Source organism: Streptomyces cynarae, from assembly GCF_025642135.1.
Classification (GTDB): domain Bacteria; phylum Actinomycetota; class Actinomycetes; order Streptomycetales; family Streptomycetaceae; genus Streptomyces; species Streptomyces cynarae.
The window spans coordinates 840,251-852,616 of the sequence record NZ_CP106793.1 but is presented as its reverse complement, the minus strand read 5'-3'; the positions used below and the strand labels follow the sequence as shown (position 1 = coordinate 852,616).

Below are 12,366 nucleotides of genomic sequence, written 5' to 3'. Positions count from 1 at the left end.
TCGTTCGGGGACTGGCACCGGCGAACACCGGTTCCCTAGGATGGTGTGCCCGCCTAGCCGGTTCGACGGCGCGGCCCGGATCTGGGGGAACGATGCAGTCTGGCAGGCAGTTGTCCACGTCGATCGACGCCACGGTGCCGACGGCCGCCCGTATGTACGACTACTACCTGGGCGGCAAGGACAACTACGCGGCCGACCGGGCCGCGTGTGAAGAGCTCGACAAGGTCGTGCCCAGCACGCGGGCGCTCGCGTTGAACAACCGGCGGTTCTTGCAGCGGGTCGTGCGGACGCTGGCGCAGGAGTACGGCATCCGCCAGTTCCTCGACCACGGATCCGGACTGCCCACCCAGGACAACGTCCACCAGGTCGCCCAGCGCATCGACCCGACCTCGCACGTCGTGTACGTCGACAGCGACCCGATGGTCCTGGTGCACGGCCGTGCCCTGCTGGAGCAGGACGAGCGCACCGTCGTCATCCAGGCCGACATGAGGGACACCGATACGATCTTCACTCACCCGGAGACCCGACGCCTGATCGACTTCTCGCAGCCGGTCGCCGTGCTCTTCAACTCGGTGATGCACTGCATCCCGGACAGCGAGACCGACGGACCGCCCGCCCTGGTCCGCCGGGTGGCCGAGCGGCTCGTGCCCGGCAGCTTCATGGTGATGTGCCAGCTCGTCAGCGAAGACGCCCAAGTCCGCGAGTTCGTCACCGACTTCATGGACCAGGCCACCCAGGGGCACTGGGGACGGGTACGCCAGGAGAAGGACGTGGCGGCCTGGTTCGACGGCATGGACATCCTGGAGCCCGGTCTGGTGGAGGTCTCCACCTGGCGGCCGGACTCCGAGGTCGCTCCCCGCCAACTCACCCAGGAGTGGATCGAGTTCGGCGGAGTGGGACGACTCCGCTGACGGGCCACCCACACCGGGGGGGGGTCCGCCGAAGCCCACGCCACCGGCCACCCGGCCGGGAAACGTCACCCGGCCGGGTAACGCTCCCGAAGCGTCCTGCGCAACAGGGCCAGTGACTCACGCGGGTCGAGGGCCTCGTCGGCGAGCCGGTCCAGTACGACCCGGTACTCCTCCGTCTCGTCCCGGTCCTCCAGGAAGTTGGCGCTCCTGATGTGCTCCAGGTAGACGATGTCCGGCAGGTCCGCGCCACCGAAGCGCAGATAGGTGACCGGTATCGCCGGGGCCGACGCGTTGGTCACGTCCAACGGCACGACCTGCACGGTCACATGCGGACGCCGCGCCATCTCGACCAGGTGCTCGAGCTGCTCGCGCATCACCTCGCGGCCGCCCAGCACCCGCATCAGCACCGACTCGTCGACGACGGCCCACAGCCGAGGAGCGTCCGGACGCGACAGCAGCTCCCGTCGCCGCATCCGCAGCTCCACCCGGCGCTCCACCTCGGCGGCCGAGGCCGTCGGCAGGCCGCGCTCCACCACGGCCCGGGTGTAGGCCGGGGTCTGCAACAGCCCGGGTACGTACTGGATCTCGAAGGTACGGATCGCGGTGGCCGCCTCCTGAAGCCCGACCAGGCGGTCGAACCACTCGGGCATCAGCCGCTTGTCGTAGCGTTGCCACCAGCCCGGCTCACCGGCCCGCCGCAGCAACTGGACCAGGACCGAGGCCTCGTGGTCATCGGCCCGGTACAGCCGCAGCAGCGCATGGACGTCGTCTTCCGTGGGCGGCCTGCGTCCCTTGCCCGCCTCGATGCGTGACAGCTTCGCGGGACTGAACCCGAGGGCCCGCGCCGCCTGCTCCTGAGAAAGGCCGGCGTCCTCGCGCATGCCCGCCAACTGCACGCCGACCAGCATCTTCAGAAGAGTCGGAGCGGGCTGGGTCCGGCTGAGATACGGTTCGAGACGGGAGACGCGGTTGGACGAGGCGGACATCCTGACTCCCGGTCAGCCGACGGACAACAGACCCTCATTATCGCATCCCGGCGCGCCGTGTCGCAGGGGACGGCAGGACCGAACCCGCGGGATCCCACTCACACCAGATGATCGAACTCCCCGTCCTTGGCGCCGGCCAGGAACGCGGCCACCTCGGCGGGCGTGTACACGAGCGCGGGTCCTTCCGGATCGCGCGAGTTGCGCACCGCGATGGCCCCGTCGGCCAGGCGGGCCAGCTCGACACAGTTGCCCTCGGCGTTGCTGTGCCCGCTCTTGATCCAGCGGGCTTCCAACGAGCCCGCCTGCACTCCGTTCGGCACTGAAGGCACCACAGTCTCCTTCCGTTCCCCGTCGTGCAATTTCCCATGCAATTGCACGACGGTACTGACTGCGTGGATAATAGCGGCGGTGTCCACCGCTTCACAGACGTCCGTGTGCTGACGTCCCATCAGAGCGGTGCCGTGCCGCAGCAATGCCGTGTCGTAGCAATGCCGTGTCGTTCTTGGCCCCACACTGTCTGCGGGAGTGGAAATGGCCACATCACTGAAGGACCTGGGGCACGTGCCGTGGGACTCCATCAAGGACTCCAGCGGCTCCGCCGAGGCCATCCCGGTCCTGCTCAACGACGTCGCCCGGGGCGACGAGGCCACCGCCCGGGCGGCACTCGGCCACCTGCGGGAGCGCATCTGCCAGTACGGCTTCGTCGTCGACCAGGCCACGGCGGCGACGGTCCCGTTCCTGTGGGAGCTGGCCCGGCTACCCCAGGTGACCTGCCGCGTGGAGATTCTTCACCTGCTGAGGAGCATCGCCGACGCCCACCAGTGGGAGAGCACCGCCTCCGCCTACCCCAAACTGCTCAACTACCCCCAGGACTACGTGGGGTGGGAGCGCGCGGCCCGCCGTGCCGTGCACGCCGACCGGGGGGTACTGCGTCAACTGCTCGCGGAGCAGGACGTCGAACTCGTCGAGGCCGCCGCCGAGCTCGCCGCCGCACTGGCCGGCTGAGGCGTCGGTCCGGTGACCAGAGGTCTCGGGGCCGGTCGCCAGGGACTGCGGAAAACGCTCGCCGACCCTGCGAACCGGTCGGCCGAGGGCGACAGATTCCGCGCCGAGCATTTTTTCGCACTCATGGCTTGCCCACGGACGGGTATGCGTGGGGCGATGAACGAACGACACCACGCCACGCCGACCCTCGACACAGGCTCCGAGGGCCGGTGCCGTCCCCGCGACGCCACGGGCCCCGCAGGCCTGCCCGACTCCTTGCGCGCACGATGAAACCGGTGGACCTTCCCCCGCGGGACGGCGGGAACCCGGGAGCCGCCGACGAGCGCGACATCAGCGCCCCCGTACGCCCGCGGCACGCGCACACGTCCGACGGCGTGCGGCAGAGTGACCCGTCCCCGCCCCTCGTCCCGGTGACCAGCGCCGCCACGGCGCGCGCGTACGTGCTCGCGGTCGTCCGGAGCCACTGGGACACCGCGCCCGTGCGGCCGGCCGAGCTGGCCGTCACCGACCTGCTGCTCGTCACCTCGGAACTGGTGTCCAACGCCATCCGCCACGGGGGCGGACTCGCCGGTTTCGAGGCCGTCCCCACGCGGGAGGGCGTCCGCCTCGTCGTCCGCGACCGCAGCCCGGACATCCCCTCCGTGGCGTTCGGTACCGGCGAGCTCCCCGACAGGCAGGACCGGGGCGGGTTCGGCTGGCCGTTGATCATCAAGCTGGCGCGCGACATCGTCATCGAACCGCGGGTGGACGGCAAGACCGTCAGCGTGTTCGTGCCACTCGGCTGAATCGTGTTTCCAAGGGCGAAGCGGGGCAACGCGGAACAGGACGCCCTGTGAAGGAGCCCACATGATCGCCGTAGCCCTGCTCATGCCGGTGTCCATGCTGTGCCTCGTGCTCGCGCTCGGCAGCTATGAGGAACGCCTGCTCACCCCGGGCGGCACCGGGAAGGCCCGTGGCGCGGGACGCCGCCGGCTGCGCGCCGTGCCCCGCTCCTCTCCGGACGACGCGGACGGCGCCGACACCGGGTCCCGGGTCCGCGAGAGGCCCACGGCACAGAAGGCCGGAGACACGCGGGCCGCCGGCAGCACCGCCCCGGACGGCTCCGGGTCGCGGTGGCGGGCGGCCTGATCCCACGAGCCGCCCCGCGCTCACCGACGGTCGGCCGACGGCACCGCGGGGGCTCCCGCCCTGGTAGGGCGCGGACCTGAAGGGCCCGCGCCCTACCAGGGCAGGAACACGTGCACGTCCTTGCCCTCCGGCTGGACGACCACGCTCACCTGGTGGCACAGCGTGTGCACCAGGTGCCAGCCGATGCCTCCGCTCTGGCCCGGCTTGAAGGGACGCGGCGCCGGAGGCGTCGTGCTGGTGTCGTGCAGCGTCACATGGACACCGTCGTACGTCGGACGCATCCGCAGGCCGAACGGCCCGGGCGCGTACTGGACGGCGTTCGCCGCCAGCTCGTCGACCACCAGGAGTATGTCGTTCCAGTACTCGGGACTCGTCGGAGGCGAAGCCCGCGCCAGCCGTCGCAGAAACTCCTCGGCGGCCAGCCGTGCCCCGGTGACGTCGGGCAGGTCACCTCCGAAATCCGCCACCAGAGCCTCGACCGTCTCGAACGGCCAGGCCTTGTCCCAACGCGGCTCGGTTGCCATGCCGTCCTTCCCCCGGCCGGCACTCCGGCCGGTTCTCGTCGTTCGTCGCGCTGTCGCCCGGCCCCCCTTATGACGGTTGCCAGAAAGCCGGAGGATACGCATCCAGGATCACGGTACGGGCGCCTCCCCGGCGGTCCCGGCGTTCTCGGCGATCTCGCCGTCCACGTGACACAACAAGAGACATACGTCGTCCTCGCCCTCCGAGTCCCTCAGCATCGGCTCGAGTACCCCGTCCGCGGCGCCCTCCAGTCCGCCGTTCCGGTCCGGCACGGCGAGCGTGGACATCGCCTCGGCGAGACGCTCGATGCCCGGGTCGATGCCGTACGCCCGCCGCTCCACCAGGCCGTCCGTGTACAGGGCCAGCGTCGAGCCGGGCGGCAGGGGAGCGGTGTGGTCCTCGATCTCCTGCTGCACCGGAACGCCCAGCATGGCGCCCGGCTTGGCGTCGAGGGTGTGCACCCGGCCGTCGGGCGTGCGCAGCACCGGGGGCGGATGACCGGCCGCGGCCCAGGTCAGCACCGGTTCCCCGGGCCGGAAACGGGCGATCACCGCGGTGGCGTACAGATCCGGCTGCAGATGGTGCAGGAACAGGTGCAGCCGGGTGAGGAGCCGGCCCGGGCTGCCCCCGTCGACGGCGTACGCGCGCAGGGCCGTCCGCAGCTGGCTCATCATCACCGCCGCGTGCAGCCCGTGCCCGGTGACATCGCCGATGACCGCGATCAGGCTCCCGTCGGGCTGCCGGAAGGCGTCGTACCAGTCGCCGCCGATGTTGAGACCGTGGGTCGCCGGCAGATAGCGGGCGGCGAGCTGGAGCCCGGGGGTGGCGGGCAGCTCGGTGAGCAGCGCCCGCTGCAGCGTCTCGGCGATGTCGCGGCTGTGCTCGAAGCGCTGGGCGTTGTCGATCGCGATGGCGGCCCTGCGGGCCAGTTCGATCAGCATCACGGCGTCGTCCGGATCCCACCGGTCGCCGGGCGGGGTGAGGGTGATCACACCGAGCGGCACCTGCCGGGCCGACAGCGGGAGGCACAGCAGCGGCCGGGTGGGGTGCAGGGCGGAGGGCGGCCGGTCATCCACGCCGGGCAGACCGCCCGGTTGGGGCGCCGCGTACTGGGGGCGGCCCGTGCGGGCGGCCAGCACGGCGGCGGCCGGGCGGGGCGCGTGGCTCGGCTCCGCCTCGTCGTCGCCGAGCAGCCACACGTCGGCGGTCCGTGCGTACGTCGGGGTGAGCAGTTCGGGGAGCAGACGGACGATCTCGCCGTGGTTCAGGGACGCCGTCAGTGCCGCGCTGGCGTCGGCGAGGAAGGTGAGCCTGCGGCGCGCCTCCTCGGCCTCCGTGCGCGCGGCCCGCTCGGCGGCGAACAGCTCGCGCTGCGCCTGGCCGGCGGCGTCGAGCTCGGCGTGCAGCGCGAGCACGCCCTGGTTCGTCTGGTGCAGCTCCTCACGGTGGAACGCGACCAGCGCCTCCTGCTCCGTCAGTGCGTCCAGTACGCGCGCGGTGTCGTCGTCGGCGCTGAACAGCGCCTCGGCGAGCGCCGGCGGGGAGGCGCGCACCGCCACCGTGTCCGCCCGGCCGCCCCGTTCCGGTGCCGGAACCTGCGCCTGCCACGTCGGCTCCTCTTGGGGGCGCTCGTCCGGGTCCGGACGGACGGTGACCCACAGCCGTGCCTGCTTCTCGCCCCGCGACGGGGGAGTGGTCCCGAGCGCCAGGCGCCAGGCGCCGCCCTTGGTGAGGCACTGGCGCAGCTGCTCGGTGAGCGCGGTGACCAGGCGGGTGCGGTCGACGACGGAGACACCGAGATCGGCCGCGAGCCGGGCAGTGGCGATCCGGGCCCGGGCGGCATCGACGACGGTGATGATCTGCCAGGTGTGGGTCATGGTTCACGCTTCGGCGGGGTGGGGGACAGCACGGTCACCGTGGTGTCGTCGCGGACGGTCCGGGCGGCACTGCTGGCGTCCCGTACGATCACGGCGGCCGTCACCCCGGGGTCCAGCTCCGCGGAGGGCACGTCCTCCCGCAGGGACCACCGGCTGGGCAGTCCGTCGCTGTGCAGGACGAGGAGGCATTCGGGCGACCAGGGCAGCCGCCGACAGGGGATGTGCGCCGGTCGGTGGGCGCCGACTATGCCGGGATGCGACAGCAGGTGCTGCCAGCCACCGGCGGAGCGGAACCGGGCGCCGATGTTGCCGATGCCGGAGAACTTCAGAGTCCCTTCCGCGAGGTCGACCTGGGCGACCGCGACGGCGGCGCCCCGGGTGCTGCGCAACACCGTGTGCAGGACGTTGAGCAGCTCCGCCGGCGGCAGATGAGCGCTGTCCCGCAGCTGCCGGACCGCCGCGTCGGACGCCTCGGCCGCGGCCGGGCCGTGCCCCAGTCCGTCGGCGAGGAGCAGCGTGACCCGCTCCCCGAACCTCACGCACGCCCAGGCGTCACCCGAATGGGGTCCCGCCAGGGCGATGTTGACGCCGCCGGCCCGCACCGGGGCGTGGTCGCGCCGGGCGCGCCCCTGCCGCCGGCGACCGGACTCGGCCCTTATCCGGGCCAGGGCGATGGTGCCCCTGCCGGGCGCGCTGTGCACGTCGAAGTCGTCCGCTATGCGCCGGCAGGTGCCGAGGCCGGCACCCAGCGAGGACGTGGTGGAGAAGCCGTCGCCCAGCGCGGCCGCGAGGTCGGGGATGCCCGGCCCGTGATCGATCGCGACGATCTGCAACGCCGGCTTTCGGACGGCCGTGTCCGAGGTGAGGTCCGCGTCCACCGTGTCGATGAGGATGCGACCTCCGCCCGCGTGCTTGAGCAGGTTGGTGGAGAGCTCGGTGGCGACGAGCACGGCCGCGGCCGTACGGCCGTCGTCGAACCCCGCGTGGCCGCAGCTGTCCTGCACCGCCACCGCGACGTCCCGGACCCGGGTCGAGTCGTGCACGGGCACGTCCCAGACGCGGGTCATCGGACCCCCTCGCGGGGCCGGGGCGGTCCGGCGGCCCAGCAGATCACGGTGACCCGGGTGCCTTCGCCGGGACGGGAGTCGATCGAGAACTCGTGGACCAGCCGACGGGCTCCGCCGAGCCCGAGGCCGAGGCCGCCGCCCGAGGTGTAGCCGTCGGTGAGGGCCCGCTCCATGTCGGGGATGCCCGGCCCCTCGTCGATGAAGGACAGGCGCAGACCACGGGCGCGGCCGTTGTCCAGGAAGGCGAACTCCACCTGTCCGCCTCCGCCGTGGACGAGTGTGTTGCGTGCGAGCTCGCTGGCCGCGGTGATCAGTTTGGTCTGCTCCACCAGCCCGAAACCGATCTCGGCAGCCGCCTGCCGCACATGCTGCCGCACCCATGCCAGATCCATGTCCGTGCGGATGGGCAGGCATGTGGTGACGCGGCCCGATGTCTCCGTCACGCGTTCTCCTGGCGTGCTGGACCGTGGGACAGGGGCGTGGACGCCCGTGTCAGCATCCGCAGTGCTTCGTCGGTGTCGAGCGCGGTGCGCAGACCCGGCAGCGTGAGGCCGAGTTCGACCAGGGTGATGGCCACCGCGGGGCGCATGCCGGCCACCACTGTCTCCGCGGCGAGCAGCTTGGCGCTCGCCGCGATCTCGGCGAACACGCGCCCGAGGAAGGAATCGACGATCTCGACACCGGAGACGTCGATGACGACTCCGGTGGCGGAACTTCCCGCGATGGCCTCGCTGATGTCCTGCTGCAGCTGTTCGGCGGACTTGTCCTCCAATTCGCCCTGAAGGGTGACGAGGAGAACGTCTCCGAGCCTGAGTACGGGGACGGAAGCACCCGTCGGATCCTGGAAACCGCCGGTCACCGCTGGCCTCCTCCGTGGCCCGCCCGGTCGACGATCACGGCGCCCAGCTCGTGGAGGGCGTAGGCGAGGGCGTCGGCCAGGCTCGCCCGGGTGATGACCGAGCCCAGGTCGATCCCCAGGTGCACGATGGTCTGGGCGATCGCCGGCCGGATGCCGGACACGATGCACTCCGCGCCCATGAGGCGGGCCGCCGCGACGGTCTTCATCAGGTGCTGCGCCACCAGGGAGTCCACGGTGGTCACTCCGGTGATGTCCAGGATCGCGAACCGGGCCTGCTGGGTGACGACGGCCTCCAGCAGGCTCTCCATCACGACCTGGCTGCGGGCGCTGTCCAGGGTGCCGATGAGCGGTACGGCGACGATGCCGTTCCACAGTTTGATGACGGGCGTGGCGACTTCGAGGAGTTGCAGGCGCTGCCGCTCGATGATCTCCTCGCCCGTGCTCAGGGCGGTCTCCATGACCAGCACCCGCAGCGTACCCATCAGGGCGGTGAGCGCCACGGCGTGCGATCCGCTCGCCTCGCCGTCCGACCCGGACAGTTCGGCGCCCAGCAGTTCCCTGATCGAGGGACCCAGGGCCGCCACCTCGTCGGCGATCTGCGACGGCGTCGCGCCCGCACGGGCCCGCGAAGCCGCCATGCGCGTGAGTTGTTCGCGCATCCCCGAGAAGCCCGGGGCCCGGAGATCCTCGATCCGCCCGGAGGCGGCCACCGCGGCGAGCGCCTCCACCAGAGAGCCCGCGGCTTCCACGGCCTCATCGCGCGACACCGTGAACACCGTACGGAAGAGCGTCTGGTCGGCCCAGCGCTGAGAGATCTGCTCCCGACGGCGTAGCAGGAAGTCCCCCACGACCCGTGTCGACGCTCCTGGGTTCGTTGCCGACTCCTGGTCCGTCACGTCCCTGTCTCCTTCGTACGTACCCTCCCCGACGGCTGGGGAGCCTGCCCGGAGAGCGCGGTTCCTTGTCGCGCGACCACTGTAATCATGGGAGATCCCCCTCGGCACACGAGGACGCCCCGAAGATCATCCGACGATCGGAGGATCCGGCCGACTGTCGTCCGTATGCGCGGCGTCGGACCGTCGGAGGCGGGCGACGACGAACACGGAGACCACACGGGCGGACGACGTTCCCCGGCGGAAGCACGCCATTTGACGGGCCGTCAGCACGTCCGGCCGTCACCCGCACGGTGACCGGCCTCGTCGGCGCACCCGTGGTCCGGCCCGGCGTCCGAGAGCAACGCCCCGCCCGCGAGCCTAGGGCCGGCTCAACGCGTCGTCCGTGTCGTCCAGAGCGTCCTGAACGGTCTTGAAGGACGGGACGGTCAGGCTCACCCCCGTCAGGTCGAGGATCCGCTGGACGGCCGGAGCCGGGTCGATGAGGCCGATCGAGCCGCCGACCTGACGGGTCTCCTTGTAGGCGTTGAGAATGATGTTGATGCCCGACGAGTCCATGAACGGCACCTCCGACAGGTCGAGCAACAGGTGCTGCCGGCCGTGGTGCATCTGGTTGGCCAGGTGGTGATGCAACTCCGTCGCTGTGTCGACGTCCAGGAAACCCTTCACAGTGACCAGCGCGACATCCTCCCGGGGCATCGTCACATCGATGGAGAGCGGGGTCTGCTCAGCCGACACAATGTCCTCCCATCCGTACGGTGTGGCGGGGCTCGCCTACCCCGGGGCGGACGACAGATGCACCGCGACCCGCGCTCCGGAGGTGATCAACATCTCGCTGCCGGAGTGGCACCCGACAGCGAGTTCGCCGCCGGGTACCCCGGAAACCTCCGCCTACACCCGGCTCTCACGGATGGGTGACACAAGACGCGGAAAACGGCCACGCATACTTCCCGGGAAGCCGGGCACCAGCATGTCGGACCGCTCGTGGGTGCCCTCCCCCCTGGTGCCTCGAGCCGTCGGCCCCGCCGATGTCCCTCCCCCCGGCATGCGGCGGGGCCCTCTGCTGTCGGCAGGCGGGCCCGGCATGACCCGGACGAGAGGCTTTAGGGCTGCTTGGAGTGCCCGGAGCCGGGCGGCCCGGCCGGGGAGGTGCCCGCGGAGGGCTCAGCCTCGGGGGCGGTGTCACCGTTCTGCGGGCCCGGTCCACCGAGCGACTTCACGCCGTCCACCACGCGCTCCAGGGGCTTGGACAGAGTACGCAAGGAGAAACCTTCCCTCTTGCGTGGCCGGCGGGGTGCGGGCAGCGTGCCGGCCTCCTGGTAGGCCGCCAGCGCCTCGTGGGCGAGTTCGGCCGCCTCCCGGTACATGTCCCGCGACTTCGTCATGGCCTCGAGCGCCTCGGCGTAGGCGGCGAGCCGGCGGCGCGCCAGGGCCAGTTCCTCCTCGAGGGTGGTCAGATGCCACTGCTCGCGCAGCGCGGACAGGGCCTCCTCGGCGCCCTCGGGCAGGGGCGTGGGCTGCTCGGCGAAGCGCCGCACGGTGTCGAGGAGTTCCGTGGGGCGCGAACCGTCGAGGAAGACCGTGCGGACGCTGAACCCGTTGTCGTCGGCGCCGGGACCGGACGGCGCCGCGGGCAGCACCACGGCACCGCCCCGGGGCACCCGTGCCCTGAGGTCGTAGAGGGCCCAGTTGACCACCTGGAACTGCTCGGGCGCGGCCCGGTGTTCCACGACGCGGTGCCTGAGGCCGGGCGGCAGCAGCGGTGCGAGGGGGCGCAGTCCGCGCTCGTCGGGAGTCATCGCCTCGTGGACGACCACGTGGATGCTCCAGGAGTGACGCGCGCAGTCCTTCAGCAGGCGCCGCAGCGCCCGGTCCTCCGTGGGCAGCGGGTTGATCTCCCTGAAGCGCGGCCCTGGCACCACGTCGTGGTCCCAGGGCACGTCCGGGTCGTCGGGCCAGAAGACGGTGGCCGGAGAGGGCCAGTGCAGGTCCCAGGCCCGGTCCGCCTCGGCCACCAGCACCCAGCCCTGGGTGCCGTCCTGGTCGTCGGGCGCCCCGACGTCGAGGCGGGCCCGTACGACGACATCGCCCGCGACGAGCCACCGCGCCTCGAAGGCGCGCGCGGGCGCGCCCTCCCGGGAACCGTCGTACTCGGTCTCGTCCTGGATGACCTTCTCGCTCTTCAGCTGACGCAGGCGCCGGCGGACGGCGTCCTCGGCGCCCGGGCCGGGGTGTCGCCCGCGGGCCAGCCACACGGTGTCGGGAGCCGTGGCACGGACGGTGGAGGACTTTGCCATGGATCACTCTGGGGAAAGGGGACAGGGGGCGCCTCCCAGTATGGTCCGCGCACGTCAACGGCCGGGAGGGGAGGGGTGGGTCGTGATCGCGTGTCGCGCCCTGTCGCGGACCGCCATGGGGTGAGCCGGGGGGAGAGGAGGGTCGAGATCGCGCCAAAGGCGGGCCGTGTGAGACGAGTTGTGCATGCTTCGCCCGAGACGGGGGAGCCGGGACGGAAAAACGAGAGAAAGGCCCGCCTGTGCTCGTTCCCGATCCGAAGGCCGTCAGAACACTGCTGACCCGGTACGCGTCCCTGCGGATCGCGCTCGCCGAGCGGGAGACACCCGAAGCGGCACGAGAGCTGGCGGATGTCAGCTACACACTGTGCGTCATGACGGGCACCAAGGACGTGCGCGACGCCGTCTCCGCCGCCGACGCGCTCCTCGAGGGCAGCCTGAAGTACACCCCGCAGCAGCCGCACCGGTCCGGAATCACGGCCCCGGGGCCCGGCCCCGTCCCCGGCGCGGTGATTCCGGACCGGGAGTCACTAAGGCAGTAGCTTGTCCAGCGCGGCGTGCCCCTCGGAGGCGAGCTTGCGCTCCGCCCAGGCGAGGGTCCTGGGGGTGATGTCCCGCCCCGAGGCGAGGACCAGATCCTCCGCCGAGGTCTCGAGCGGGCACGCGTGCAGCAGCTCGTCCGGCGTGGCGCGGTCATCCGCCAGACGACGCGACGCATCAGGCTGTGACGTCGACATTCTGTCTCCTCTGCGAGTCGATCCTCCCCTCACCTTTCCCCCAGATGGCGCAGCGCGCATCCCGAGAGGGCGGGGATGCGCTCGAGC

At 71.6% G+C, this 12,366-nt stretch carries 16 protein-coding genes; 5 read left to right on the top strand and 11 right to left on the bottom strand.

The features are described from left to right. The first annotated feature begins 92 nt into the window (after positions 1 to 92). Complete coding sequence (locus tag N8I84_RS04125) at positions 93 to 911, top strand: SAM-dependent methyltransferase (protein WP_263228209.1); 819 nt, start codon at positions 93 to 95, stop codon at positions 909 to 911. A gap of 65 nt (positions 912 to 976) precedes the next feature. On the opposite strand, the gene N8I84_RS04120 is transcribed toward N8I84_RS04125, so the two are convergent. Together N8I84_RS04120 and N8I84_RS04115 are read right to left on the bottom strand one after the other, a co-directional pair. After that, the gene (locus N8I84_RS04120) at positions 977 to 1,897 is read right to left on the bottom strand and encodes a helix-turn-helix domain-containing protein (RefSeq protein WP_263228207.1); all 921 of its coding nucleotides are present in this window, start codon (positions 1,895 to 1,897) and stop codon (positions 977 to 979) included. Positions 1,898 to 1,995: 98 nt separating this feature from the next. Further along, positions 1,996 to 2,226 (bottom strand): DUF397 domain-containing protein, encoded by a 231-nt coding sequence (locus N8I84_RS04115; protein WP_103843436.1) that lies wholly within the window; start codon positions 2,224 to 2,226, stop codon positions 1,996 to 1,998. A 202-nt stretch (positions 2,227 to 2,428) separates the two neighbouring features. Here N8I84_RS04115 and N8I84_RS04110 point away from each other — a divergent pair, with 202 nt between their 5' ends. From N8I84_RS04110 to N8I84_RS04100, 3 genes are all read left to right on the top strand, one after another. After that, the gene (locus tag N8I84_RS04110; protein ID WP_263228204.1) at positions 2,429 to 2,902 is read left to right on the top strand and encodes a hypothetical protein; all 474 of its coding nucleotides are present in this window, start codon (positions 2,429 to 2,431) and stop codon (positions 2,900 to 2,902) included. Positions 2,903 to 3,177: 275 nt separating this feature from the next. Continuing rightward, a complete protein-coding gene (locus N8I84_RS04105; RefSeq protein WP_263228202.1) occupies positions 3,178 to 3,687 on the top strand; it encodes an ATP-binding protein in 510 nt (169 codons plus the stop codon). Positions 3,688 to 3,748: 61 nt separating this feature from the next. Next, a complete protein-coding gene (locus N8I84_RS04100; protein ID WP_263228200.1) occupies positions 3,749 to 4,030 on the top strand; it encodes a hypothetical protein in 282 nt (93 codons plus the stop codon). A 92-nt stretch (positions 4,031 to 4,122) separates the two neighbouring features. Here N8I84_RS04100 and N8I84_RS04095 read toward each other — a convergent pair whose 3' ends face one another. From N8I84_RS04095 to N8I84_RS04060, 8 genes are all read right to left on the bottom strand, one after another. Beyond that, complete coding sequence (locus N8I84_RS04095) at positions 4,123 to 4,554, bottom strand: ATP-binding protein (RefSeq protein ID WP_200422979.1); 432 nt, start codon at positions 4,552 to 4,554, stop codon at positions 4,123 to 4,125. A 108-nt stretch (positions 4,555 to 4,662) separates the two neighbouring features. Next, complete coding sequence (locus N8I84_RS04090; RefSeq protein ID WP_263228198.1) at positions 4,663 to 6,429, bottom strand: PP2C family protein-serine/threonine phosphatase; 1,767 nt, start codon at positions 6,427 to 6,429, stop codon at positions 4,663 to 4,665. Beyond that, entirely contained in the window at positions 6,426 to 7,496 is a 1,071-nt protein-coding gene (locus tag N8I84_RS04085) for an ATP-binding SpoIIE family protein phosphatase (protein WP_263228196.1), read from the bottom strand. Before N8I84_RS04085 ends, N8I84_RS04090 begins: the two co-directional genes overlap by 4 nt. Beyond that, a complete protein-coding gene (locus N8I84_RS04080; protein WP_263234656.1) occupies positions 7,493 to 7,888 on the bottom strand; it encodes an anti-sigma regulatory factor in 396 nt (131 codons plus the stop codon). Before N8I84_RS04080 ends, N8I84_RS04085 begins: the two co-directional genes overlap by 4 nt. 47 nt (positions 7,889 to 7,935) lie before the next feature. Next, on the bottom strand, positions 7,936 to 8,355 hold the full coding sequence (locus tag N8I84_RS04075; protein WP_263228194.1) for an STAS domain-containing protein: 420 nt from the start codon (positions 8,353 to 8,355) through the stop codon (positions 7,936 to 7,938). After that, positions 8,352 to 9,251, bottom strand: coding sequence for an STAS domain-containing protein (locus tag N8I84_RS04070; RefSeq protein WP_263228193.1), 900 nt, complete (start codon positions 9,249 to 9,251; stop codon positions 8,352 to 8,354). The genes N8I84_RS04075 and N8I84_RS04070 overlap by 4 nt, the downstream gene beginning before the upstream one ends. Positions 9,252 to 9,608: 357 nt before the next feature. Further along, positions 9,609 to 9,986, bottom strand: coding sequence for an STAS domain-containing protein (locus N8I84_RS04065; RefSeq protein WP_390898844.1), 378 nt, complete (start codon positions 9,984 to 9,986; stop codon positions 9,609 to 9,611). A 365-nt stretch (positions 9,987 to 10,351) separates the two neighbouring features. After that, positions 10,352 to 11,545, bottom strand: coding sequence for a hypothetical protein (locus N8I84_RS04060; RefSeq protein ID WP_263228192.1), 1,194 nt, complete (start codon positions 11,543 to 11,545; stop codon positions 10,352 to 10,354). A gap of 239 nt (positions 11,546 to 11,784) precedes the next feature. On the opposite strand from N8I84_RS04060, the gene N8I84_RS04055 reads away from it, so the two are divergent. Continuing rightward, positions 11,785 to 12,084, top strand: a complete 300-nt coding sequence (locus N8I84_RS04055) for a DUF5133 domain-containing protein (protein WP_263228190.1) — start codon at positions 11,785 to 11,787, stop codon at positions 12,082 to 12,084. Here N8I84_RS04055 and N8I84_RS04050 read toward each other — a convergent pair. Then, positions 12,073 to 12,279, bottom strand: a complete 207-nt coding sequence (locus N8I84_RS04050) for a hypothetical protein (protein WP_263228187.1) — start codon at positions 12,277 to 12,279, stop codon at positions 12,073 to 12,075. The two genes, N8I84_RS04055 and N8I84_RS04050, sit on opposite strands and share 12 nt — an antisense overlap. Positions 12,280 to 12,366 lie beyond the last annotated feature (87 nt).

Bases quoted from the DNA above. Each gene is read 5' to 3' on its own strand.
- N8I84_RS04125 (WP_263228209.1), top strand. From the start codon at position 93: ATGCAGTCTGGCAGGCAGTTGTCCACGTCGATCGACGCCACGGTGCCG.
- N8I84_RS04100 (WP_263228200.1), top strand. From the start codon at position 3,749: ATGATCGCCGTAGCCCTGCTCATGCCGGTGTCCATGCTGTGCCTCGTG.
- N8I84_RS04060 (WP_263228192.1), bottom strand. From the start codon at position 11,545: ATGGCAAAGTCCTCCACCGTCCGTGCCACGGCTCCCGACACCGTGTGG.
- N8I84_RS04110 (WP_263228204.1), top strand. From the start codon at position 2,429: ATGGCCACATCACTGAAGGACCTGGGGCACGTGCCGTGGGACTCCATC.
- N8I84_RS04090 (WP_263228198.1), bottom strand. From the start codon at position 6,429: ATGACCCACACCTGGCAGATCATCACCGTCGTCGATGCCGCCCGGGCC.
- N8I84_RS04080 (WP_263234656.1), bottom strand. From the start codon at position 7,888: ATGGATCTGGCATGGGTGCGGCAGCATGTGCGGCAGGCGGCTGCCGAG.
- N8I84_RS04120 (WP_263228207.1), bottom strand. From the start codon at position 1,897: ATGTCCGCCTCGTCCAACCGCGTCTCCCGTCTCGAACCGTATCTCAGC.
- N8I84_RS04085 (WP_263228196.1), bottom strand. From the start codon at position 7,496: ATGACCCGCGTCTGGGACGTGCCCGTGCACGACTCGACCCGGGTCCGG.
- N8I84_RS04095 (WP_200422979.1), bottom strand. From the start codon at position 4,554: ATGGCAACCGAGCCGCGTTGGGACAAGGCCTGGCCGTTCGAGACGGTC.
- N8I84_RS04050 (WP_263228187.1), bottom strand. From the start codon at position 12,279: ATGTCGACGTCACAGCCTGATGCGTCGCGTCGTCTGGCGGATGACCGC.